This is a genomic window from Paenibacillus chibensis (assembly GCF_004001045.1).
GTDB lineage: Bacteria > Bacillota > Bacilli > Paenibacillales > Paenibacillaceae > Paenibacillus_AQ > Paenibacillus_AQ chibensis.
Genome location: NZ_BIMK01000005.1, coordinates 1 through 21,427 on the forward strand (window position 1 = coordinate 1; position 21,427 = coordinate 21,427).

A 21,427-nucleotide genomic window follows, 5' to 3' on the forward strand; every position below is an offset into this window, starting at 1 on the left:
TTTTTATTATCGCAATGTAAACTTAACGAAACCTTAAGCTTGTTTGCCAGCTCCCCAGAAACTACAAAAAGCCGTCCTTTCATGCCCCTAAAAGGGTGAAAAGACGGCGGTTCATGCGGTTCATGCTCAGGATTTATTTTGGAAGCCGGATCCGGAAAATCATGCCCTTCGGCTGGTTATGCAGCGCCTGAATGGTGCCGTGATGGCTGTCAACGATCCACTGCGCGATGGACAGGCCCAGTCCTGAACCTCCGGTTTCGCGCGAGCGCGCCTGGTCTTCGCGATAGAAGCGGTCGAAGATGCGCGACAAGCCCTCCTCACTGATGCCAATGCCGGTGTCGCTGACCTCGATGTACGCTTTGTTTTCCTTGACGGACGTACTGATGCCGATGCTGTCATGCTTGCCGGTATATTTCAGGGCATTGTCCAGCAGGATCACCAGCAGCTGATGCAGACGGGCCGGATCGGCTTCGATCCGCGTCTTGCTGTGCAGCCTCAGCCACATATGCTTCTCCGACAGCTCGGCGATCTCGGCATACGGACTGCATACCTTATGGACGAACTCATCCAGATCGATGGACTGCTTCTCCAGCTGCGTTTCGGTGGAGTCGGCCCTGGCAAGCGTCAGGAGGTCGGTCGTGAGCCGCGAGAGCCGCCGCGTTTCGGAGAGGGAGAGGGCGATATTTTCGAACGTATCCACAATCCGCTTCTCCGGCGTCGTCTGCATCAGCTCCAGCTTGTTCTGGATAATGGTGAGCGGCGTTCGCAGCTCATGCGAGGCATTTTCCACGAATTCCACCTGTTTGTCCCACGAGCGGATGATCGGCTTCATCATTTTCCGCGACAAAATAAAGCTGGCGCTGATGGACAGCAGGATGAAAATAACCGAGCAGATAATGATGATCTGTTTGAAATTGTCGATCAGGTTCTGCTCCGAGTCCACATTGACCATGAGCTGAATGTAGGCCCCTGCCTGCGAGGGATGGGGCACGGAAATCGTCCGGAAGTGGTAGGAGCCGCTTACTTTCACGTTTGAAATGGCGCCTACGGTCGAAGGGTCGAATTTCATGTCGCTGAAGTAATTTTCATAATTGATGAAGCCGATCTGCTGAATGTTGACGATCTTGCCGTCTTTATCCCATAGGATCGGAATAACCCGCGGATTGAAGACGGGCCGCCCTCCTTTGTCGGGAGGGGGAGGGAAGCCGGTTTTATCCGCAAACGGGTCCTTGTCCGGGCCCGCGCCGTTGCCTTCGCCTTTGCCGTCGGTTTCGATCATCATTTTGTAATTGTTCAGATCATTGTCCGTTTTGGCATACAGCGTGGTCTTGATCTGGCTGAAAATGATGGTGCCGAAGATGCCGAAGAGGAGGGTGAACGCGATCAGGGTATAGACCATAAAGCGCAGCTGCTGACTGCGGATCACCTTGTTTTTATTCATGGTCGTCCTCGCTCTCGGACAGCATGTAGCCCATGCCGCGGATTGTCTTGATGTATTTGTCATAGCCGAAGGCTTTGAATTTTTTGCGCAGGTTGCTGATATACACCTCGATGACGGTGTTGGTGGTGCTCGAATCCATGCCCCAGACGCGGTCGAAGATCTGTTCTTTGGTCAAAATCATATTTTTGTTGTTGATCAGATACTCCAGCAGGTCGATTTGCTTCCCGTTCAAGAGGACTGATTCCTCGCCGATCTGGACGCCGCGGCTTTTGAGGTTCAGCTTGAGGTCCTTGAATAGGAGCGTGTTTTCCTTGAAGCCGCCGAACGAGCGCCGCAGGATCGCCTCCAGCCGGAGCAGCAGCTCTTCGCGGTGGAAGGGCTTGACGAGGTAGTCGTCTGCACCGGACTTAAAGCCGCGGATTTTGTCATCGATGCCGTCCTTGGCCGTGAGAATCAGGACCGGAGTGGAAATGCCCTTTTGCCGGAGCTGCCCGAGCACTTCGTATCCGTTCATGTTCGGCATCATGATATCGAGAATGATGACATCGTAGATATTCTGCTCCGCCATGTATAAGCCTTCTTCCCCGTCAAAAGCCTGCTCGGCTTCAAACAAGTCCCGCGTCGTTTCGCATACCGTATCGGACAGATGTTTATCATCCTCAATGACAAGAAGCCGCATACCGTTTCACCTCTTTTGTAAAATTGTTCCCCGCAGGAAAACGACTGTGGCCGCATCCCAAAGGGATTAGCCGCTGCTTTAGCGAAAGTTGAGCTGCAGGGAGGGATGAAAATTGCCGGGGACCGGTTAAACATCCCTGATATCTAAAAATAAACAATTCCGCTCGAATGTCAAATCTGCCCAAGAAAAAAAGCCCGGCATCAGCCGGGCATTTCCGTTTGGAGTTTATGCTGGAGTTCATGCTGATGCTTTCGGTTCAGCGAAGGCAGCACGATCAGGTAATACACGCTGACGATAAAGATGCAGATGGCCAAAATCCAGTACAGTCCGGCCACAGAGACGATTTTAGGAAAGGCAATGGCTAGGAATCCGAGCGCGATTGCCTGGCCTGTCGTGCCCAAAGGCTCAATCCACGAGCTGACCCGTCCCATGCTCTGCGGTTCGACCAGCTCAGGCATCCACCCGCCGAGCACGACGTTGATCGGTGCGAGAATGATGCCGAGCAGCACCATCATGCCAAGGTATACCTGAATATGGGCAAAGCTGCCGAGTGCGATCGTCAGAAAGCCGATGAGGAAGAGACCGGTAATCAGGACGCCCACTTTGCCGGCTTTTTTAATGACCAGCGTGCTGATGGCGCTGCCGATCAGGTACCCGATGCCGAGGAATACCATGACCAGCGGGGTATAGACTTGATAATGCTCCGGACTGAGCTTGTATTTCATGGTGAAGAGGGGCAGGATCGAGAACACGCCGTTCACGATGCCGAAGAAGAAGAAGCCGAGAATGATCGCGAGCAGCAGCCGGGACCGGACAATATACTTGAAGCCTGAGCCGAAGTCGGCGAGTATGCTTTTCATCCCCAGATCCTTCAGGCTCGCTTTACCGTTGGGCTGGCGGACATGCTGGGGAAAGCGGCAGGCTGCCAGCAGAATGCCTGAGACGATAAAGCTGGCCATGTCGATCATGATGGCACCTTCGATGCCCAGATAGTAGTAAGCGGCCGATCCCATGCTCATACCGAACAGCATGAATATGCCGGCGATCGACATGTTCAGGCTGGAAGCCTGAACGTATTGTTCGGGTTTCATGATCCCCTGCAGCAGGCTCATTTCTGCCGGCGCAAAAAATTTCGAGACGGCGCTTCGCAGGAAGAGCAGCGCAAATGCGGCGAAAATCCAGTCTTCATGCACGGCCAGAAGCAGTACGACGGACAATCCGGCCCGTATCCAGTCGCTGTAAACGGCGATGCGCTTGCGGTCCAGCCTGTCGGCCAGCACGCCGATGAACAGGAATACCGCCAGTGTAGGAAGGGAGTACATCAGCTCGGCGACCGTGGCATAGGCAGGCTGGCTGCTGAAACGGTCAATCAGGTAAAACGCGAAAGCCATGTTGCCGACCATCGTACCGAGCTGCGAAGCAAAGGTGGCCAGAAACATTCTTACGAATAGCGAGTTGCGAAAGAGTTCCATGCGGGGGATGCCTCATTTCTTTTTTATTTGTGGATTATGATCCTTCGAAGGTCGATTCTTAGGATGGGGTTTCGCATGATGCTACATATTTGTATTGTACGAGTGGAACATCCATGTGCAGTTCATCTGAAATCAGTGTACTGCGATTTGCTGCGGTTGAATAACGGCGCAAGAATGATGTTGTTCTCGGTCTCTGGACCGAGGCGGGCAGAATGAGGGGAAACGCCTGGATCCCAGCCAGGCGGCATAAGAAAAGCCGCAGCTTGGGAGCTGCAGCTAACGCGTCTTTTAAAGGTATCTAATATGCCGGGGTTCCGCGTCCGCGCGAGCACCAGAGCACCCACCAGATCAGGAGCGGCTGAAAGATCAGCCGAATCCATAGCGCCGCAGGCGGTGTCGAGCCGAACCCCGGTGCTGGAATATGTTTGACGGCGGCATAGATGTTCGCAGGGAATACGAGGACCAGGTACAGCGCAATCAAGGTGCCGGTCAGCTTCATGGTGCCTGGGATAAGCAGAAGCACGCCAAGCGCAAGCTCCATCACGCCCGTGACATAAATAATAGGCAGTCTCAGCGGGACAAAGTCCGGCAGCATCTGGGCGAAGCCGTCAGCCTCAATAAAATGGAACACGCAGGCAGCAGCAAAGAAAAATGAAAAAAGAATGCGGGCAACCCGTTTGGCGGTTCGGGTACGGGCAAAATCACCTTGGCTTGAAATCGCGATCACCATCCTTCCTTGACGGGTTTCCAAGCATCTTTCAGCGGTCCGCTTGCACCAAACAGCGGGTCGGTGCGGGGAAGGGGCACATGCCGGATTTCTTCCAGCACGCGCGGGCGTTCATCGGGTTTGCCGGTACACATATTATAATCCATGCCATCCGGATACGCGCCGACGACGCTGAAGTCGGGGGAGGAAGAGATTTTTTGGTGTCCGGTGCCTGCGGGAAGCACGACCACGTCGCCTGCACGAAGCTCCACCCTCCGTCCGTTTTCGCCGCCAAGCTGAAGGATGGCCGTGCCACCGGCGACGCCGAGTACTTCGTGCGTGATGCTGTGGTAATGATGATAGCCGAACACCCCGTTCGTCCAGCTGTTCAGCCAGCCGTTCTGATTGAATATGCGCTCCGCTTGGGCAGGGTTATCCCGCAGCACCCCCCTATAGACCAGTACGGGCAAAGTAGGGTTATTGGGAATGCTACCGTCATCCTTGAAATAAAACGTATTGATTTCAGCTCCGTACAATGCAGATCCCTCCAAATTAACCGATATAGGTATGAAATAGGTATAAAGTGGTACAAATGTATGATTGTCATTAAACGGATATGGATGAGCTTGAACCCTTCTGGAACGAAGGACCCTTTTTTTTCTAGGGGCATTTGTGCTATAATGCATGAGGAATATATAACTTTATACTTTGTGGGTAAATGAATGAATATATCCTTGGATAAAAGTCACTTTCATGGCCTAACTTCTCTTCATATGTTAAGGGAATGTTAGGCCTTTTATTGTTTTAAGGCCCGACATTTCCGGTCAAATCAAGTCCGGCAATCAGGGTGAAGGCCCGCCCGCTACTTCGTAATCAGGAGGGAAAGAAGGATCCGTTTCCAGACCGCATGGCAGTTTGTAAGGTTCTGCCTTTAGAAGTGCAACCAGACCATGGAACGGGTCAAATTCAATGGACCAATTACATAATCAATCATTTCAACAAATTATCGCCAGTTACACTGGCAAGCTTTTGCGAGACCATTTTGGCAAAGGACCGGAATCGGTTGTGGTCTCGATCGGGCATACATCGATAACCATTCATTTGCGCAATTTCCTGACTCCGGCGGAAAGGATTCTGCTTGAGCAGCAGCAGGAAGAACTGGTCATAACAACCAGGGACAAGCTCATGCTGGCGGTCACCCCGGAAATCTTGCAGTATCTGCAGGATGTCCTCGGCGTACATGCGGAAGAGTGTTACTATGATTGGAATTTCATTCAGGGAACGGGGATGATCGCGGTCGTTAGCCCGGAGCTGATCAGGTATACACCTGCTCCGGCGTATGATTCCGGCAGACAGGAAATTGAGGCCGAGCTGAACCGGATCAGCGCCCAAGTACAGAAGGAGCCGTGCAGCACGGCTTCATATGAGATGAATCCGCGGACGCTGCTGTTCATCCGGAGCGGCGTGCTGCTGCCGATGGAGCGGGAAATGATCCTCCTCGGCCAGGGGGATACCCTGAAACGGGTGAAACGTAAACTCGAAAAGGAATACATTATGAGCAGCCGTGTCCTGGAGGGCCTTCTTCAACATCGGATCAGCGACTGCTTCATCGACTGGAATTATGCATTGGATAAAAGTATCGTCATGTTAACGTTAAACCCGCACCGGTGATCAGCCGTGCGGGTTTTTCGTCTTTATTTCGGTGAGTACCTCAGTCTGAGCCGTTCCGCCATGTCATGGATTTCCCGGGATCCGGGCAGGACGAGCCGCGCCGCCGAAGCAGCCATACCTTCCGCGGTTTGCCGGCCGCGGATGACATCTTTGACTGCCTGCGCGAACTTCTCGGATGCTTTCGAGCCTATGTCTGTCAGTTCCTCCAGCGAAGCCGTGCTCCCGCCTTCGACGAGCGGGTAGTCCGCTGCATCCGCTCCGGCGCCCGCCAGGTCGTAAAAGTCTCTGACGAGCTGCGCCCGCTCCCGGCCCGAGCCCTCAGCTACGACAAAGGCCTGCACGACAAAGGCATGAGCCTGCCTGCGCTGCGCGATGCCGCAAAATTTAAGCCCGCCAATGCTGAGGTCAAAGTCGCCCGGGCAATAAGCCCCGGCGACTTCGCCCTTATTCACCTCACAACCGGTCGAAGCCAGCGCTTCGCGAATCAGGCTGTACATCCGCTCGAAGTCGCCGTGGAAGCGTTCATCGCCGGGGCCATCCTTCGGCATAATCAGCGACAGGTTCACGACGCCAAGATCGAGTGGCACCGCGGCACCGCCGGAATTGCGGATGGCGGTAGGGTATCCCCTTTGCTCCAGCCAGGCTCTGGCCTTGGCTGCCCCCGGCAGACGGCTGTCGCGGAGGCCGATGATGAAGGAGCGCGGATGACGCCAAATATGGCACAGCGGGGGTCCGCCCCGGCCGGTTTCTTTGCAGAGCAGCTCGTCCAGTGCAAAGGAATACAAGGGATCCTGCTGTGTGTATTCATTCATTCGGTCCAAAATGAGCATGGAACCGTAAACGTCATGGTTTATATCGGACATCGGGATGACTTCCTTTCGCAAGCATTATGTCCGGCCTTCCGCCGGAACGACAAATTGAATGATGGACTGCATGGCACAGGTCTCGTAACCGATCGAGCGGTATAACCGGATGGCGGCCTCGTTATCCGCGAAAACATTCAGGTACACATGCGGTGACACGGCCGCTCCCGCGCGGGTCAGCTCCGCGCATATCAAGGTCCCGAGTCCCTGTCTTCGAAAGGCGGGAATCGTCCCGATATTGCCAAGCTCGACGTACTCCCCGCCGTAAATGTGGTACCCGCCGACGGCTGCCAGCTGCCCGTCCTCCATGACCCCAAAGAAGGGATACTGCAGCTCTTCCACGGAAAAGGCCATGGTGCCGAGCTCTTTCATTATGGCATCGATCCGTCCGAAATGGGATGGTTCCAAGCGGAGCACGCGCGAATCGGCCGGGGGAGGCATCTGCCGGTGCACGTGCTTCATCAGAAGCAGGTTCTCCGGAGGCTTGGCGAATGCCAGCTGTCCGCTCAGACCGGCCATGTCCTCTTCATGCACGATAAAGCTGCCGGTCACGCCGTCCGGCAAACCAAGATCCTCTTTTACGAAAGCGAGCACGGACCGGAAATCAAACGACGCTTGCGCCGGGAACACGGAAAAAGCATGGAAGGACAGCCCCTGCAGATAAGCCAAAACGCCCAGTAGCGTACCCTTCTCGTTAAATTGCCCGTAATGCGTCGCGTTAGCCCGGCGGGACGTCAAATAGGAATAATACAGAAAATGTCTTTCCCGGTCGAGCGAAGCGAGGATGGCTTCCCGTTCTTCCGGTGTAAGTGTGCGAATCATGGTTTTGCTCCTATCCTGGTTCTTTGTTGATGTCCTTTCATTACACTCCCTATTCGACATGATGCAGGGCATCTCCTTGCCGGGAGCCGTCCTGCGCATGGAGCGGAAACCGCTCAAAGTGCAAATAGATCAACGTACGTATTGCCAACAGGTAAAATATGGATTATAATTTAAACAGACCGATCAGTCGGTCTTAAAAATAAGAAGGGTTGTCCCATGAAAAAAACCAAAGATGATGCAGAATTGACGAAACAGGCCATTGTGGAGGCTGCTAAGGGGCTTTTCTCAGCCAAGGGCTACGCCGCGACCTCCATGGCGGATATTTGCTCCGCTGCCGGATGCAGCCGGGGCGGTCTGTACCACCATTTTGACAGCAAAGAGGACTTGTTTATTTATTTGGCCGATCAGGCGTTTACCGTTTCCTGGGAGCAGTGGGGGGAGGTGGCCCGGGATGGGATGACGGCTACGGAGCAGCTGTACCTGTATGCCGATTATTTCGTCGACACGCTGCAGAAGCCGCTGAACAAGGCGGGGGAGGAATTTTTGAGCCGGATTGGTCCGGACTCCGAAGCGGGGCAGAGGTTTATCGGGATTCTTCAAACGTACATGCAGCGCTTTGAAAGCCTGGTGCGTACCGGCTTGGAACGGGGCGAATGGAAGGGCGACAATCCGCAGGAGCTCGCGATGATCATTCTGGGATACTACTCGGGTCTGAGCGACAGCATTCCGATGATGGATAAGGCAGACGCGAAAAAGCTTTATCGTAAAGCAACGATGCTATTACTCGAAGGGATCAAACAATAAATTATTCCTTGAGGAGAGATGTGCATGAGCACGCATTTTGCATCCGATACCGATCCGGAAATCAAATTTTCGATCATTATTCCGGCCAGGAACGAAGAGAAATATATCGGACGCTGTCTGGAATCCCTGGCCGCGGCCGCGTCGGCATTTCCGGGGCAGGTCGAAGCAATTGTCGTCCTGAACCGCTGCACCGACCAAACCGAAGCCATCGCCAAGTCATTTGGGGCGGTTACCCTGGTCAACGACAGCAAAAATTTATCCCTGATCCGGAATGCCGGCATTCGTGCTGCCAGAGGGGAAATCGTCGCGACAATCGATGCGGACAGCTGGGTGGCGGACAATATGCTTATCGAGATCGACCGGATGCTGGCGACAGGCCAGTACATCGGAGGTGGTGTCAGGACGGCGTTTGAACGCAGCTCCCTCGGCATCGCGATGTCGGCGCTGGTGCTGATCGTACCGCTTCTTATCAAATACGGAATGGTATCGGTGGGTCTCTTCTGGGGATATAAAAGGGATTTTGAAGCCATAGGCGGCTTCAATGAGAACATGCTGATGGCCGAGGATGCGGAGTTCGCCTGCCGTATGAAGAAATGGGGCAAGAAAAACGGCAAAAAGTACGGCACCGTCACGAAGTCCGTCATGACGACCTCGTGCCGGAAGTTCGATCAAGGCGGGGACTGGGTGCTGGTGAAGCGTCCTTGGATCGTGCTTGCCTACTTGAAAGGGACGGACCGCAAGCATGCGGACGAAACCTATTACGAAATGGAATATAAGTAATCGAACGTTCAGCCTGAAAACAAAACCGGGACACTTCCATTGAAGTCGTCCCGGTTTTTCCTTAGTTAATGGTGGCCCGTAATCAGCCCGCTGACGAATTTCTTCATGTCCTCGCCCGCATGGTTCAGCTGCTCGATAACCTCCATGAATTCCGTCACCAACACGGCCTGCTCCTGCGAGGAGGAGGCGATTTGGGTGAAATCGGACTCCATCTGACGGATGGAATGCTGCACGCTGCCGAGTGTATCGGAGATTTGCTGCGTTGCGCGCTTGGTGTCCTCGGACAGCTTGCGGACTTCCTTCGCCACCACATGAAAGCCTGCTCCCAGCTGACCGGCGCGCGCGGCTTCAATGGAGGCGTTCAAGCCGAGAATGTTTGTCTGCGACGAAATGTTGCGAATGAAATCGATCGTTTTATTGACCCTTGCGGACTCCTGCACGGCATTTTTGGAATTGTCCAGGATGTGCTCGCTGGTGGCGGACAGCTCTTCGGAATGCGCGGCCACGTTCTGCACCATATCGACCAGACGGCTGGAGATCCCTTCAATCCGCTTCATGTATTCCTCCAGCCGTTCCTGGTTCTCGTAGCTTTGCGCCGTGGCCAGCACCCCGATGACCTGCCCAAGCTCGTCCCGGATCGGAATGGCCGAAGCCAGAATACGGTTGCCGTAGATTTCGGCCGGAAGCTGCGTTGTGGAATTCTTTCCGGAGAGAGCGGTCTTCAAGTTTGCATCCTCTTCCGGGATCGGATCCCCGGCTTTAATCCCGAAATCGATTGTATCCGACGGCTCGTACAGCAGAAACTTATCCCGATCGGTCACTCCAATCATCATTCCTCCGCCGGTAATCTGCTTAATATAAGGCACCGCCGTCATGATGATATCCAAGATGTTCATGTTCTGTACCTCGCTTCCTATTATTTTGTTACCAATGAAATTGCGTCCTGGCATGTAATACGCTACACACTATATCGTCGAAATCCGGCGTAAATGTGAGGAAAACGGCATAATCCAAATGTTTACATGAATAATTCTGGGATAAGGACAGCGGATATTGTATATTTAGGATAAAAAGCTTTGAATGCTAGCATTTGTAAATATTGGCGATGAAAAGGCGGGTGAGTATATTATGACGTCACGGAATTCCCTTCAACGTGCAGCACTGCTGTTTGTAGTCTTCGCGGTCCTCATTCTGTCGGTGGACAGCTACGCTGTGCGGACGACGCCGCTGGGCACGAATCAGGAGATTGTGAATGCTGCGCTGCTGTTCGATGTTGTGATTGTGATTCCTTTGATGTACGGACTGCTGATCGTCCGGAAAAAGGGGCAAAGCATGCTGAAGGTGCTGCAGGCTGTCATTCCATGCGCCGTCTTGGCCTGGATTGCTCTTCCCGATTCCGGGCGGGATTTGCTGACCGAGGCGCCGCCAGCGTTAAAGGCTGCCATGACGGTTCTGGAGGGGCTGTTTGTGATGGTTGAAGTCCGGTTGGCATACGGCTTCATCCGGCGTTTCCGAGGGAATGTAAAGCTTTACGGCAGTGCGGCGGAGGCGATTCGTATGAGCCCGTCCCGGCGGCAGGCCAAGCCCTCGGCATTATCTGCCCTGATGGTGAACGACTTGCTGATGGTGTACTATTTGTTCTTTTCCTGGAAAATGAAACCGACCATTACTGAGCCGGGGACAGCAACCTTCTCCTATCACCGCAAAACAGGCCAAACCGTCTTGGCCGCGGTCTTCACGCATGTGATCTTAATTGAAGCCTTCGGCATGCACCTCTTGGTCAGACAGTGGTCGGACGTTGCGGCCTGGATCCTATCGGCAGCCGACTTGTGGCTCTTATCGCTGCTGTGGGCGGACTGCCGGGCATCGGCGATCCAGCCGCTCGAGGTATGCGGGAATCGGCTCCGCATCCGGTACGGTATGCGCATCCAGGCCGATGTACCTTATAGTCGAATAACTTCGGTGGATACCGCGCTTGAGTTCCATCCGAATAAACAAGAGAGCAGGGCAGCCGCCCTTTCAGGCGTGACGCCGAACGTGCGGATCATTCTGACCGAGCCGATGACGGTGCAGACGCTGCTGTTTCTTCCGCGAAAAGTTACCGCCATCTATCTCGCGCTGGATGACCCTTCCGCTTTTGTGCAAGCTGTACGGCAGAAATGCCAAGATGGTGCATAGAATGAAAATAGGGAAAAAGATATCCCTTTGAGGCGACGCAGCGGTCTGAAGGGGAGAAAGTCATCCATGTGTAAGACTTGAAATCCTGGCAACATAATTCAGCGTTTCCGGGTCATACTAAGGAAACAGCTGGATAAATTGAACTAAAGAAGGCGTAGCTGCTGCTGCTGCTCCTGAATGAGGAAATATAATTCCAGGAGACAAATATCACTTTAGTTCAATTTATAGGGATGCTGCGAAAATATAGGATGAGGACGGGATTTGCGATGTACTTCGGAAAAAAAGCGGTTGAGGAAATTCCTGAGGCGGACACGATGATCTGGTCCTGCTCCAACGAGGACTGCAACGGCTGGATGAGGGATAACTTTGCTTTTGAACAGGAGCCCCTGTGCGTCCACTGCAGCTCCCCCATGATCAGCAGTACGAAGATGCTGCCCTTGGTCGTCAATGACCATCCTATTAAAATGCTGAAGAGGGGCACTTTGATCTAAGCTGCCGGCCATCATATCCAAAGCGTCCATTGACGTACATGCCAGAAGATCAGACCGCGTTTAGATGAAGTTTTTGCTTGCAATCGGATCTCTTAAGAAAGGAAACAGGGCCTCCGCTGAGGGGGCCCTGTTTCTGTACTGCGCTTGCACATGCGCATTGTTCGCTATATGGTAACTTTACTGAGTGCCTTTTCCGCCGGGATGTAGTCGTACCCGAGATCGCGGGCTACCGCTTCATAGGTTACATGTCCGCCAAGCACGTTTGCGCCGCTGCGGATGGCCGGATTGGCGGTCAAAAGCTGCTGCAGATCGGTGTCTGCAAGCTTGAGGGCAAACGGCATCGTTGCGTTGGTAAGCGCAAGCGTCGAGGTGCGCGGTACCGCACCCGGCATATTGGCAACGGCATAATGCACGACGCCGTGCTTCACATAGGTTGGATTGTCGTGGGTGGTTATATGGTCGATCGTTTCCACCACGCCGCCCTGGTCGATGGCCACATCGACGATGACCGAGCCGGGTTTCATCGTTTTGACCATGGTTTCCGTCACGAGCCGGGGCGCCTTGGCTCCGGGAATGAGCACGGCGCAGATCAGGAGGTCGGTTTCGGCGACTGCTTTGGCGATATTGGCGGGACTGGATACGAGCGTGCTGATCTGATTGCCGAAGATATCATCCAGTTGGCGCAGGCGCGGAATGCTCAGGTCGAGCAGGGTCACATCGGCGCCGAGTCCTGCGGCGATCTTGGCGGCGTTCATGCCGACGATACCTCCGCCGATGATGGTCACCTTGCCGCGGGACACGCCGGGAACGCCGGACAGCAGGATGCCTTTCCCGCCGTGCGGACGCTCCAGCAGCTGTGCTCCGATCTGGGCGGCCATGCGGCCGGCGACCTCGCTCATCGGGGTCAGCAGCGGCAACGTGCCGTTCACGTTCACCGTTTCATAGGCGATGGCATGCACGCCGGAGGCCACCAAGGCTTTGGCCAGTTCAGGTTCCGCGGCCAGATGCAGGTAGGTGAACAGGATCAGACCTTTGCGGAAATACCCATATTCGCCCGGCAGCGGCTCTTTGACCTTCATGATCATATCCGCCTGATTCCAGACGTCCTTCGCTTCACTCACGATGACGGCTCCGGCTTCTTTATATTCGTCGTCGGTGAATCCGCTTCCAATTCCAGCGTTATGCTCCACGAGCACGTTGTGCCCATGCTGGATAAATTCCAAGGCACCTGCCGGGGTGACGGCGACGCGATTTTCGTTGTTTTTGATTTCCTTTGGTATTCCGATGTTCATGACAGATCACCTCTAACGTTAGATTGTGGCGCATTACATCCATTACAGAACCATTAAAGCGGTATTCTGTATTTTTTCTCCATGTATCCAAAGTGTACAATCGATCGTTTTCCGCTGCATCATACGTCTTGTCAAGGAAATAGATCACATGACAGGACATAATGTTCACCCGGACGATGGCGGAGCGCGTATTGAAAATGGTTGGCTAAACTTCTATAATGTCTCCATTAAACCAAGGGGATGTGACGGCAAAATGGGCGGTTTTACGCTTTACGTCAAGGATGTGCTGCAGCGTCCCGTATTTCAGAGAGCCCGATTGATCGCTGGCGCGGGCGGCACCGGCCGCAAGGTCGGCTGGGTTCACATTCTGGAGATCGCGAACGTGGCCCCTTTCGTGACGAAAAATGACCTCATCCTGACCACTGGCCTCTGGCTCCGCCATTATGAGCAGCAGCGCCTGTCCTATATGCAGCAGCTCATACGCCAGGAAGCGGCGGGGTTATGCGTCGAGCTCGGTACAAGCATCGAGAACATTCCCGGCGAGATTCTGGAGCTCGCGGACGCATCGGATTTCCCGCTCATCGTGTTCGAGCAGCCTGTCCGCTTCGTGGAAATTACCCAGGATATCCACGGACTACTGATCAACCAGCAGCATCAGATGCTGAAGGATCTGGAGGCATTTTCACGCAGGCTGCAGCAGATTACCCTGCAAAGCACCGACGTGAATGCTGTTCTCCATGTATTATATGAATACACCGGACAGCAGGTTGTGTACCATTCGACCGTCGATACGAATAAATTTGTCCCCCGCGTCGTTACCGCGTCTTCGGCGGATGAAATCACCGCCGTTTACAGACGACAAGTGGAGGCGAGCGAAACGGCCCAGCAGGAAGCGGGGGTGTTTGCCCTGCCGCAGGATCGTTTGCTGCTGACGCAGCCGGTGATTTGCCTCGGCCAGACGCTTGCGCATGTCGGACTCATCATTTCCCCCCACCAGGCGCAGGACCGTATCACGCTGCTGCTGGATTATACGGCGAAATCGCTCGCTTCACTTCTGCTTAGGATGCTTTTTCTCGAGGAAAAAATGCTCCGCGACCAAAATCAGCTCATTCAGGACATTTTGAACCAGCAGGCCCGGGATGAAGAGGAAGCGCGGGCGCGCATGGGACTGCGGCCCTCCAAGCAGGGAGAGATGTGGTTTGCCGCGGGAGTGATTGAGACGGAGGTAACCGGAGGCGACGGGGAGCTGGACCGGGACAAGGTAGAATCGGATCAGCAGGATCTGCTTGTCCGGCTGCGGGCGCTGTTAAAGAAGCATGCCCTGCACAATCTGCTGATGCAGAAGGGTCCCCGCATCTATATGCTTTGCGCGCGCGAGAAGGCTGCGAGGGATGATAAGCCCGCAGAGCTGCAGCAGACGCTGCGCAAAATCGTGGAGCGTCTGCAGCTCCCGGCGGCACCTTCCCTGCGGCTGCAGGCCGGTTTTGGGCTGATCCGCACCCGGATGACGGATATGCATAAAGGCTTTAAGGAAGCGGAGCAGGTGCTGGAAGTATCGGGCTCCGTGGCAGCGGTACAAGGCGGATTATTTTACGACCGGATCGGGGTGTACCGGCTGCTGAAGTCGATTCCGGCCGAGACGCTGGCGTCTTTTATCTCGGATCAGCTGGGGCCGCTGATGGCCTATGACCAGGAGCATCATCTCCATCTGCTGCAGACGCTGGACATGTATCTGAAATGCATGGGATCGAAGAACGACACGGCCAAGGCGCTGTTCATTCACCGGCAGACACTGTACAACCGGCTGGATAAGCTGACGGAAATTTTGGGCGAGGATTACCTGGAGCCGGAACGGCGCGTGTGCCTGGAAATGGCGCTGCTTGCGCTGCCGCTGTTATCGTAAGCAGTGAAAGGGAATCATTCATAAAATGCAAATATAAAGATAGGCTCAGGCAATATGGACAGTGCTTAATAGAGAACAAACCTAGCGACCATACTGTTACATGCTCAGCTTGTTTATGAGCCAGAAAGCAAAGAGGACATCGAATATGAAAAAAGTCGGACTCGTCATGAGAAAAATCCAGTTTAGCGAAAATCAGGGGCCGCGCGTGTTCGCGGACCGGCTGAAGGCCATCGGCGAGGAGCTGGGCGTGGACATCGTGTTCATCTCCCCGGAGCGCCATGTCAGCGGCTATGACTGGGTACCGGGTTACGAGCATGAGAAAGGCGATCTGGTTAACTACGATATCGTGCTGGACCAGATTTACCAGAACAACATTGAGCATGTCATTTATACGGTTTCAGGTTTTACCTATTTGAAGATGTTTCTGGAGAAAAGCGTCCTGTTCCCGCACAGCTTTCCCGATCCCGCGCTGACGGGATATGACATGATGAAGCCTTTTTACCAGATGGTCGATAAGGCGATCGTTCAGACGGAGTTTCTGAAGGAGGAATTTGCCCGCAATTTCGGCGTGACCGATGTGAATGTCATTCCGATCGGGTTCAGCGAAAGCTTGGCGCACAAGCATTTTGATCCGTCGCAGATCGTGGATAACCGCATTCTCTGGATCGGACGCGATGAGGAGAACCGGCGCCCCGACCTGGTACTGAACTACGCGAAGCTAAATCCGGATAAGGAAGTGTTCATGGTGTTCGGCGGCCAGCGGTACCGGGAGAGCATGAAAAAGTACGACATTCCGGATAACGTTCGGCTGCAGTTTGCCCTCAGCCAGGACGAAGTGTTCGCGCTCATGAACTCGGCCAAGGTGTATTGGAGCTGCTCCCGGTTCGATACGTTTGCAATGCCGCTGACCGAAGCGCTCGCGATGGGCAAAATCGTCGTCAAGCCGGAGCATCCGTGCTACCGCCATATTAATGCAAGGCACTCGTTTTCCGGGAATGAGGAGAATTGGTTTGAGCTGGTGAACATGGCTGCCGCAGCGCCGCAGTCTTATTCGATGGATAACCGGCATTATGCGTTCGACCAGTTTTCCAGCCGGGTGATGAAAGAAGGATACAAGAACTTTTTTGATGCCTGGCTCAGAGATTGACGGAAATCAATTAATCGGGGAATATGTATATATATACATAATTACGGTATTCGGGATGTTGAATCCTTAATCTGATGCGCAAAGGTGTGTTCATCCATGTCCTTTCTTGGCAAATACGCCCGCAAGTACGGCAAAATGTTCGCACTGGCGGTGCTGTTCCTGATGGTGGAGGCGTTTTGCGATCTGCTGCAGCCGACGATCATGTCCAAGGTCATCGATGACGGCGTGGCCGCGGGCAGCATGAACAAGGTGTTCACGCTGGGCGGGATCATGCTGCTGGTGACGGGCGTCGGCGCCGTATCGGCGACCATCCGCAATATCGTCTCCAGCCATGTTTCGCAGCGGTTCGGTGCGGAGCTCAGGTCCGACCTGTTCCGCAAGATCCAGTCCCTGTCGTTTGAGCATATGGACCGGTTCGACCGGGCCTCGCTTGTTACCCGCCTGACGAATGACGTTACGCAGGTACAGAATTTCATGAACGGACTCATGCGCTTCTTCGTAAAAGCCCCTCTCCTGGGGATTGGTGCTCTGATTATGGCGCTGCGCCTGGATATTCACCTGTCCGTGGTGCTCGTTGTGGTTGTGCCGGTGGTGGCGATGCTGATCGTGCTGAATATGAAAATCAGCTTTCCGTTTTTTATCCGCGTTCAGCGCGCCCTGGACCGGGTGAACGGAGTCATGAGGGAGTATTTGTCCGGGGTTCGTGTTGTAAAAGCGTTCAACCGGTTCGACTATGAGGTGGATAAGTTCCGGTCGGCCAACGAAGAGCTGTCGCAGCGCTCCACGACGTCGATGCGGGTCATGTCCGTTTTCGGACCGGGCATTTCGCTGGTGGTGAATTTCGGCATCATAGCCGTGCTGTGGCTTGGCGGCCTGCGGGTCGACAATAACCAAATGCAGGTCGGCAGTATCATTGCATTCATCAACTATATGACGCAAATCTTATTCTCTCTGATGATGATATCGAACGTGTTCAATATGTTTGTCCGTGCGAAGGCATCTGCCGGCCGGATCGGGGAAGTCATGGACGAAGAGGGCGGCATGCCGGGTGAAGCGGTCAAAGCAGCTCCCGCGGCGGAACGCGGCCGGATCGACTTCGAGCATGTCAGCTTCGCATATGCAGGTTCGTCGGGGGACCCCGTCATCCGCGACTTTACGCTGACCTGTCTGCCGGGACAGACGATAGGCATTATCGGTTCGACCGGCGCGGGCAAAACCTCGCTGGTGCACCTTATTCCGAGGTTCTACGATGCAACCTCCGGCACGGTCAAGGTGAACGGAGTCGATGTCAAGGAGATGGATCCGAAGGTGCTGCGTGAATCCATCGCCATCGTTCCCCAGAAGATCATGTTATTCTCGGGCACGGTCGAAAACAATCTGAGATGGGGCAAGGAGGAAGCTTCGGACGAAGAGCTGACGCTGGCGGCGAAGATGGCGGAAGCCCATGAATTTATTATGGCTTCCCCGGAAGGCTACAGCAGCCGGATCGGTCAAGGCGGCGTCAACTTCTCCGGCGGCCAGAAGCAGCGCCTCTCCATTGCGCGCGCGCTGGTCAGACAGCCGGAGATTCTGATCCTGGATGATTGCACGAGTGCGGTGGACGTAAATACGGAGTCCCGGATCAAACAGGCGTTGAAGACGTACGCCAAGGGATTAACTTGTATATTGATTGCCCAGCGGATTACTTCCGTTATGGATGCGGACCGGATCGTCGTGATGGACCGCGGGGAAATCGCGGGCAGCGGCACGCATGAGGAGCTTATGCAGAGCTGCCGGGTGTATCAGGAGATCTATCAGTCCCAAATGGGAAAGGAGATGCAGCCGTATGCCGCAGAATAATGCAGCGGGGGAACAGCAGGCTCCGATGCCTCCGGGAGCTCCGGGCGGAAGACCCGGCCCCGGCGGCCCGATGAGGGGCATGATGGGCAGAGGTCCCGGCGGAAAACCCAAGAATTTTGGGGGAACGCTCCGGCGTTTATGGGGTTATATCGGAGGGGAGCGGAAGCTTCTGTCGCTGGTCCTGTTGTTTATTGTCATCGATGCGGGCGTGACCTTGCTCGGTCCCTACTTGATCGGCAGATCGATAGACGCCATGTCTCCGCTGGGCGGAGGCGTGAATTTCAGCCTGCTGCAAATTCTGATCATCGTCCTGGCCGCGGCTTACGTAACGGACGCCGTGCTGACGTTCCTGCAGGGCTGGATGGTGGCCGGCATTTCGCAGCGGATCGTCGCCTCATTGCGGCGCGCGCTGTTTGGCAAGCTGCAAAAGCTGCCGGTCGCCTATTTCGACGCCCGCTCGCATGGCGAGGTGATGAGCCGGCTCACCAACGATATCGACAATGTCAGCTCCACCATATCCCAATCGACCGTACAGCTGATGTCCGGGGGAATTACCATCCTCGGGTCGCTTGTGATGATGATCATCCTGAGCCCGATCCTGACGTTGGCAAGCCTGATTACCGTGCCGATCGTGTTTCTGCTGACACGCACCATTACACGCAGAACCAAAGTGCTGTTCAAGGAGCAGCAGAACCAGCTCGGCATGCTGAACGGGCACATTGAGGAGAGCATTTCGGGCATGGAAGTCGTCAAGGCTTTTAATCATGAGGATAAGGCGATATCGGATTTCGAAAAGGTGAACCAAAAGCTGTTCGAGGTCGGCCTGAAAGCGCAAATCCGCTCCGGCTTTATGATGCCGATGATGAACGTAATCAACAATATCGGATTTGCGGCCGTGGCGATCGTAGGCGGTCTGCTGGCCGTCAAAAGCCTGATTACGATCGGCGTCATCGCCAGCTTCATCAGCTACTCCCGTCAGTTCGGCAGACCGCTTAACGACCTGGCCAACATCTATAACCTCCTGCAATCGGGAGTTGCCGGGGCGGAGCGCGTGTTCGAGGTGCTGGATGAGAAGGAAGAAACCGCGGATGCCGCCGATGCGAAAAAGCTCAATCAGATTGCGGGCGAGGTCGAGTTCGATCAGGTCAGCTTCGGCTACCGGCCGGAGATCCCTATTCTGAAAAATATCACGTTTACCGCGAAGCCGGGAAGCAGCACGGCTCTGGTCGGACCGACCGGGGCAGGCAAGACGACGATCGTGAATCTGCTGACACGCTTCTATGATGTGACGGGCGGATCGGTGCGTATCGACGGGACCGATATCCGCGAATATACGAGGGACAGCCTGCGCCGAAGCTTTGGCTTCGTGCTCCAGGACACGTACCTGTTCTCGGGGACGATCAAGGAGAATATCAAGTACGGCAAGCCGGAAGCGACGGACGCGGAGGTGCGGGAGGCAGCGGCCATGGCCAATGCCGATGTATTCATCCGGCGACTGCCGGAAGGCTACGACACGGTGTTGTCCGAGAATGGCGGCAATCTCAGCCAGGGACAGCGCCAGCTGCTCGCCATCGCCCGGGTGCTGCTCGCGCGCCCGTCCATTCTGATTCTGGATGAAGCCACAAGCAGCATTGACACCCGCACGGAGCTGCATATCCAGGATGCCCTGCTGCATATGATGCAGGGCCGGACGACATTCATCATCGCACACCGGCTGAACACGATCCGCGATGCCGATACGATCATGGTCATCGACCACGGAGAGATCATCGAACAGGGCAGCCATGAGGAACTGATGCGGCAGCAGGGCTTCTACGCCCGCATGTTCGACAGCCAATTCAAAAATCTGGAGCACGCCCCGGAAACGGATGCTTCAAAACTGCATGAAATATAGACCAGGAAGACGCCGGAATACCGGCGTCTTTTTTTATATATTCCTGATCGTACTGCCTCCAAAGCTGAAAAGATGACGGATGGAATCCCCCGAAATCCCGGCACATCTCATTTTCTGGCAGGCGTCATTTAGTTTAAAACGTTTTCGTAAAGGGTATTTCCATAGAGAGAAGCTTACAATTTGAGGGGGGTCCAGCATGAAAAAAGGAAGACTTCTTCTGGCCTGCGTCCTGCTTGTCTCGATGCTGTCGGGATGCGGAAGCAGCGATGGGGCGGAAGGGAAGGTCAAGCTCGAGTTTTTTCAAAACAAACCGGAAGCGAAAGGCTCCTTCGACAAGCTGATCGCGAAATTCAATCAGACGCACCCGGGCATCGTGGTCAGCCAGATTAACCCGCCCGATGCGGAAACGGTGCTCAAGACGCGCGTTGTCAAGAACGATATCCCCGATGTCATCGCCCTCGGCGCGACCGATACGTACTCCATCCTCGCACAGAGCGATATTTTCACCGACCTGACGCAAAGCAAGCTCCTGGATACCATTGAGCCCAATTATATCAAGATGCTGAAGGACATCACCGGCATGGATCGAGTGACGGCGGTTCCCTATGCAACCAACGCCAACGGCATTATGTACAACAAGACCATTTTCAAGGAGATGGGCCTTTCCGTTCCGAGAACATGGGACGAGCTGATTGCTACGGCGCAGAAGGTGAAGGACAACGGCATGATCCCGTTTTATCTTACATACAAGGATGATTGGCAGACGAATCTTCCGTTTAACGCGCTGGCCCCGAACCTAGTCGGCATCGATTTCTTCAAGCAGCTGCGTGAAGGGAAGGTCACGTTCAAGGAGAAATTCCGCGAGGTGGCGGAAAAGCAGCTGAAGCTGCTCGACTACGGACACGGGGACAACTTCGGCAAAAATTATGCCGACGGCAACCGTGCCTTCGCCAAGGGCGAGGCCGCGATGTACATTCAAGGGAGCTGGGCGATTCCGGAGATCCGCAAAGCGAATCCGAAAGCCGACATCGGCTTCTTCCCGTTCCCGACGGGCAATGATCCGGACCAAATCAAGCTGATCTCAGGGGTGGATACGCTGCTGACGATATCGGAGGACACCAAGCATAAGAAGGAAGCAGAAGAGTTCATTTCCTTCCTGCTCGAGCCGGAGAATATCGGGCAGTACATACAGGAACAGACCGCTTTTGCCGCCGTCAAAGGCGTGAATCAGGAGGATCCCGCGGTTGCCGGCCTGCTGCCTTATTTGAAGGAGGGCAAGGTGCTGGATTTCGCCGACCACTATTTGCCTGCCGCGATGCAGCTGAACTCGATCGTGCAGGGATTTTTGCAGAACCGGAATATCGACGGCTATTTGCAGACGCTCGACCGCGAGTGGGACAAGGTGCAAAGCCGCAAGTAAACCAACGCACGGATCAAAGGAGGAA

Annotated in this window: 19 protein-coding genes; 10 read left to right on the forward strand and 9 right to left on the reverse strand. The window is 54.6% G+C overall.

Annotation, left to right across the window (positions count from 1 at the left end; genetic code table 11):
* Nucleotides 1-133 precede the first annotated feature (133 nt).
* The 5 genes from PCH05_RS05050 to PCH05_RS05070 all read right to left on the reverse strand — a co-directional run bounded on the left by PCH05_RS05050 (nucleotide 134) and on the right by PCH05_RS05070 (nucleotide 4,834).
* On the reverse strand, nucleotides 134-1,441 hold the full coding sequence (locus tag PCH05_RS05050; RefSeq protein ID WP_127601281.1) for a sensor histidine kinase: 1,308 nt from the start codon (nucleotides 1,439-1,441) through the stop codon (nucleotides 134-136).
* Entirely contained in the window at nucleotides 1,434-2,120 is a 687-nt protein-coding gene (locus tag PCH05_RS05055) for a response regulator transcription factor (RefSeq protein WP_127601282.1), read from the reverse strand. The genes PCH05_RS05050 and PCH05_RS05055 overlap by 8 nt, the downstream gene beginning before the upstream one ends.
* A gap of 200 nt (nucleotides 2,121-2,320) precedes the next feature.
* Nucleotides 2,321-3,592, reverse strand: a complete 1,272-nt coding sequence (locus PCH05_RS05060; protein ID WP_127601283.1) for an MFS transporter — start codon at nucleotides 3,590-3,592, stop codon at nucleotides 2,321-2,323.
* Nucleotides 3,593-3,890: 298 nt separating this feature from the next.
* The gene (locus PCH05_RS05065) at nucleotides 3,891-4,322 is read right to left on the reverse strand and encodes a DoxX family protein (RefSeq protein ID WP_246049365.1); all 432 of its coding nucleotides are present in this window, start codon (nucleotides 4,320-4,322) and stop codon (nucleotides 3,891-3,893) included.
* Nucleotides 4,316-4,834, reverse strand: coding sequence for a cupin domain-containing protein (locus PCH05_RS05070; protein ID WP_246049366.1), 519 nt, complete (start codon nucleotides 4,832-4,834; stop codon nucleotides 4,316-4,318). The genes PCH05_RS05065 and PCH05_RS05070 overlap by 7 nt, the downstream gene beginning before the upstream one ends.
* Before the next feature lie 433 nt (nucleotides 4,835-5,267).
* Here PCH05_RS05070 and PCH05_RS05075 point away from each other — a divergent pair, with 433 nt between their 5' ends.
* The gene (locus PCH05_RS05075; RefSeq protein ID WP_127601285.1) at nucleotides 5,268-5,969 is read left to right on the forward strand and encodes a Na-translocating system protein MpsC family protein; all 702 of its coding nucleotides are present in this window, start codon (nucleotides 5,268-5,270) and stop codon (nucleotides 5,967-5,969) included.
* A 23-nt stretch (nucleotides 5,970-5,992) separates the two neighbouring features.
* On the opposite strand, the gene PCH05_RS05080 is transcribed toward PCH05_RS05075, so the two are convergent.
* Nucleotides 5,993-6,832: a lipoate--protein ligase family protein gene (locus tag PCH05_RS05080; protein ID WP_127601286.1), complete on the reverse strand. Its 840-nt coding sequence runs from the start codon at nucleotides 6,830-6,832 to the stop codon at nucleotides 5,993-5,995.
* 24 nt (nucleotides 6,833-6,856) lie between these two features.
* Nucleotides 6,857-7,654, reverse strand: coding sequence for a GNAT family N-acetyltransferase (locus PCH05_RS05085; RefSeq protein WP_127601287.1), 798 nt, complete (start codon nucleotides 7,652-7,654; stop codon nucleotides 6,857-6,859).
* Nucleotides 7,655-7,870: 216 nt separating this feature from the next.
* Between PCH05_RS05085 and PCH05_RS05090 the strand changes: the two genes are divergently transcribed.
* Together PCH05_RS05090 and PCH05_RS05095 are read left to right on the forward strand one after the other, a co-directional pair.
* Entirely contained in the window at nucleotides 7,871-8,458 is a 588-nt protein-coding gene (locus PCH05_RS05090; RefSeq protein ID WP_127601288.1) for a TetR/AcrR family transcriptional regulator, read from the forward strand.
* A gap of 24 nt (nucleotides 8,459-8,482) precedes the next feature.
* A complete protein-coding gene (locus PCH05_RS05095) occupies nucleotides 8,483-9,238 on the forward strand; it encodes a glycosyltransferase (protein WP_371860514.1) in 756 nt (251 codons plus the stop codon).
* Between the two features lie 65 nt (nucleotides 9,239-9,303).
* Here the strand turns inward: PCH05_RS05095 and PCH05_RS27885 are convergent, their stop codons facing one another.
* Nucleotides 9,304-10,134 carry a methyl-accepting chemotaxis protein gene (locus PCH05_RS27885; protein WP_127601290.1) on the reverse strand — a complete coding sequence of 277 codons (831 nt, stop codon included), beginning with the start codon at nucleotides 10,132-10,134 and terminating at the stop codon, nucleotides 9,304-9,306.
* Between the two features lie 232 nt (nucleotides 10,135-10,366).
* Between PCH05_RS27885 and PCH05_RS05105 the strand changes: the two genes are divergently transcribed.
* Entirely contained in the window at nucleotides 10,367-11,416 is a 1,050-nt protein-coding gene (locus tag PCH05_RS05105; RefSeq protein ID WP_164766546.1) for a hypothetical protein, read from the forward strand.
* A 266-nt stretch (nucleotides 11,417-11,682) separates the two neighbouring features.
* Entirely contained in the window at nucleotides 11,683-11,907 is a 225-nt protein-coding gene (locus PCH05_RS05110; RefSeq protein ID WP_127601515.1) for a cold-shock protein, read from the forward strand.
* Nucleotides 11,908-12,071: 164 nt separating this feature from the next.
* On the opposite strand, the gene ald is transcribed toward PCH05_RS05110, so the two are convergent.
* On the reverse strand, nucleotides 12,072-13,199 hold the full coding sequence (ald, locus tag PCH05_RS05115; protein ID WP_127601292.1) for an alanine dehydrogenase: 1,128 nt from the start codon (nucleotides 13,197-13,199) through the stop codon (nucleotides 12,072-12,074).
* A gap of 148 nt (nucleotides 13,200-13,347) precedes the next feature.
* Here ald and PCH05_RS05120 point away from each other — a divergent pair, with 148 nt between their 5' ends.
* The 5 genes from PCH05_RS05120 (at nucleotide 13,348) to PCH05_RS05140 (ending at nucleotide 21,402) form a co-directional block, all read left to right on the forward strand.
* Nucleotides 13,348-15,102 carry a PucR family transcriptional regulator gene (locus tag PCH05_RS05120; RefSeq protein WP_246049367.1) on the forward strand — a complete coding sequence of 585 codons (1,755 nt, stop codon included), beginning with the start codon at nucleotides 13,348-13,350 and terminating at the stop codon, nucleotides 15,100-15,102.
* Nucleotides 15,103-15,247: 145 nt separating this feature from the next.
* Nucleotides 15,248-16,249: a glycosyltransferase gene (locus tag PCH05_RS05125; RefSeq protein WP_127601293.1), complete on the forward strand. Its 1,002-nt coding sequence runs from the start codon at nucleotides 15,248-15,250 to the stop codon at nucleotides 16,247-16,249.
* Nucleotides 16,250-16,345: 96 nt separating this feature from the next.
* On the forward strand, nucleotides 16,346-18,088 hold the full coding sequence (locus tag PCH05_RS05130; RefSeq protein ID WP_127601294.1) for an ABC transporter ATP-binding protein: 1,743 nt from the start codon (nucleotides 16,346-16,348) through the stop codon (nucleotides 18,086-18,088).
* Nucleotides 18,075-19,982, forward strand: coding sequence for an ABC transporter ATP-binding protein (locus tag PCH05_RS05135; RefSeq protein ID WP_127601295.1), 1,908 nt, complete (start codon nucleotides 18,075-18,077; stop codon nucleotides 19,980-19,982). The genes PCH05_RS05130 and PCH05_RS05135 overlap by 14 nt, the downstream gene beginning before the upstream one ends.
* 196 nt (nucleotides 19,983-20,178) lie before the next feature.
* The gene (locus PCH05_RS05140) at nucleotides 20,179-21,402 is read left to right on the forward strand and encodes an ABC transporter substrate-binding protein (protein ID WP_127601296.1); all 1,224 of its coding nucleotides are present in this window, start codon (nucleotides 20,179-20,181) and stop codon (nucleotides 21,400-21,402) included.
* Nucleotides 21,403-21,427 lie beyond the last annotated feature (25 nt).

Coding starts and splice junctions, on each gene's coding strand:
- PCH05_RS05110 (WP_127601515.1), top strand. CDS start 11,683: ATGTACTTCGGAAAAAAAGCGGTTGAGGAAATTCCTGAGGCGGACACG.
- PCH05_RS05125 (WP_127601293.1), top strand. CDS start 15,248: ATGAAAAAAGTCGGACTCGTCATGAGAAAAATCCAGTTTAGCGAAAAT.
- PCH05_RS05105 (WP_164766546.1), top strand. CDS start 10,367: ATGACGTCACGGAATTCCCTTCAACGTGCAGCACTGCTGTTTGTAGTC.
- PCH05_RS05135 (WP_127601295.1), top strand. CDS start 18,075: ATGCCGCAGAATAATGCAGCGGGGGAACAGCAGGCTCCGATGCCTCCG.
- ald (WP_127601292.1), bottom strand. CDS start 13,199: ATGAACATCGGAATACCAAAGGAAATCAAAAACAACGAAAATCGCGTC.
- PCH05_RS05055 (WP_127601282.1), bottom strand. CDS start 2,120: ATGCGGCTTCTTGTCATTGAGGATGATAAACATCTGTCCGATACGGTA.
- PCH05_RS05075 (WP_127601285.1), top strand. CDS start 5,268: ATGGACCAATTACATAATCAATCATTTCAACAAATTATCGCCAGTTAC.
- PCH05_RS05090 (WP_127601288.1), top strand. CDS start 7,871: ATGAAAAAAACCAAAGATGATGCAGAATTGACGAAACAGGCCATTGTG.
- PCH05_RS27885 (WP_127601290.1), bottom strand. CDS start 10,134: ATGAACATCTTGGATATCATCATGACGGCGGTGCCTTATATTAAGCAG.
- PCH05_RS05130 (WP_127601294.1), top strand. CDS start 16,346: ATGTCCTTTCTTGGCAAATACGCCCGCAAGTACGGCAAAATGTTCGCA.
- PCH05_RS05060 (WP_127601283.1), bottom strand. CDS start 3,592: ATGGAACTCTTTCGCAACTCGCTATTCGTAAGAATGTTTCTGGCCACC.
- PCH05_RS05080 (WP_127601286.1), bottom strand. CDS start 6,832: ATGTCCGATATAAACCATGACGTTTACGGTTCCATGCTCATTTTGGAC.
- PCH05_RS05140 (WP_127601296.1), top strand. CDS start 20,179: ATGAAAAAAGGAAGACTTCTTCTGGCCTGCGTCCTGCTTGTCTCGATG.
- PCH05_RS05050 (WP_127601281.1), bottom strand. CDS start 1,441: ATGAATAAAAACAAGGTGATCCGCAGTCAGCAGCTGCGCTTTATGGTC.
- PCH05_RS05085 (WP_127601287.1), bottom strand. CDS start 7,654: ATGATTCGCACACTTACACCGGAAGAACGGGAAGCCATCCTCGCTTCG.
- PCH05_RS05065 (WP_246049365.1), bottom strand. CDS start 4,322: ATGGTGATCGCGATTTCAAGCCAAGGTGATTTTGCCCGTACCCGAACC.
- PCH05_RS05095 (WP_371860514.1), top strand. CDS start 8,483: ATGAGCACGCATTTTGCATCCGATACCGATCCGGAAATCAAATTTTCG.
- PCH05_RS05120 (WP_246049367.1), top strand. CDS start 13,348: ATGACAGGACATAATGTTCACCCGGACGATGGCGGAGCGCGTATTGAA.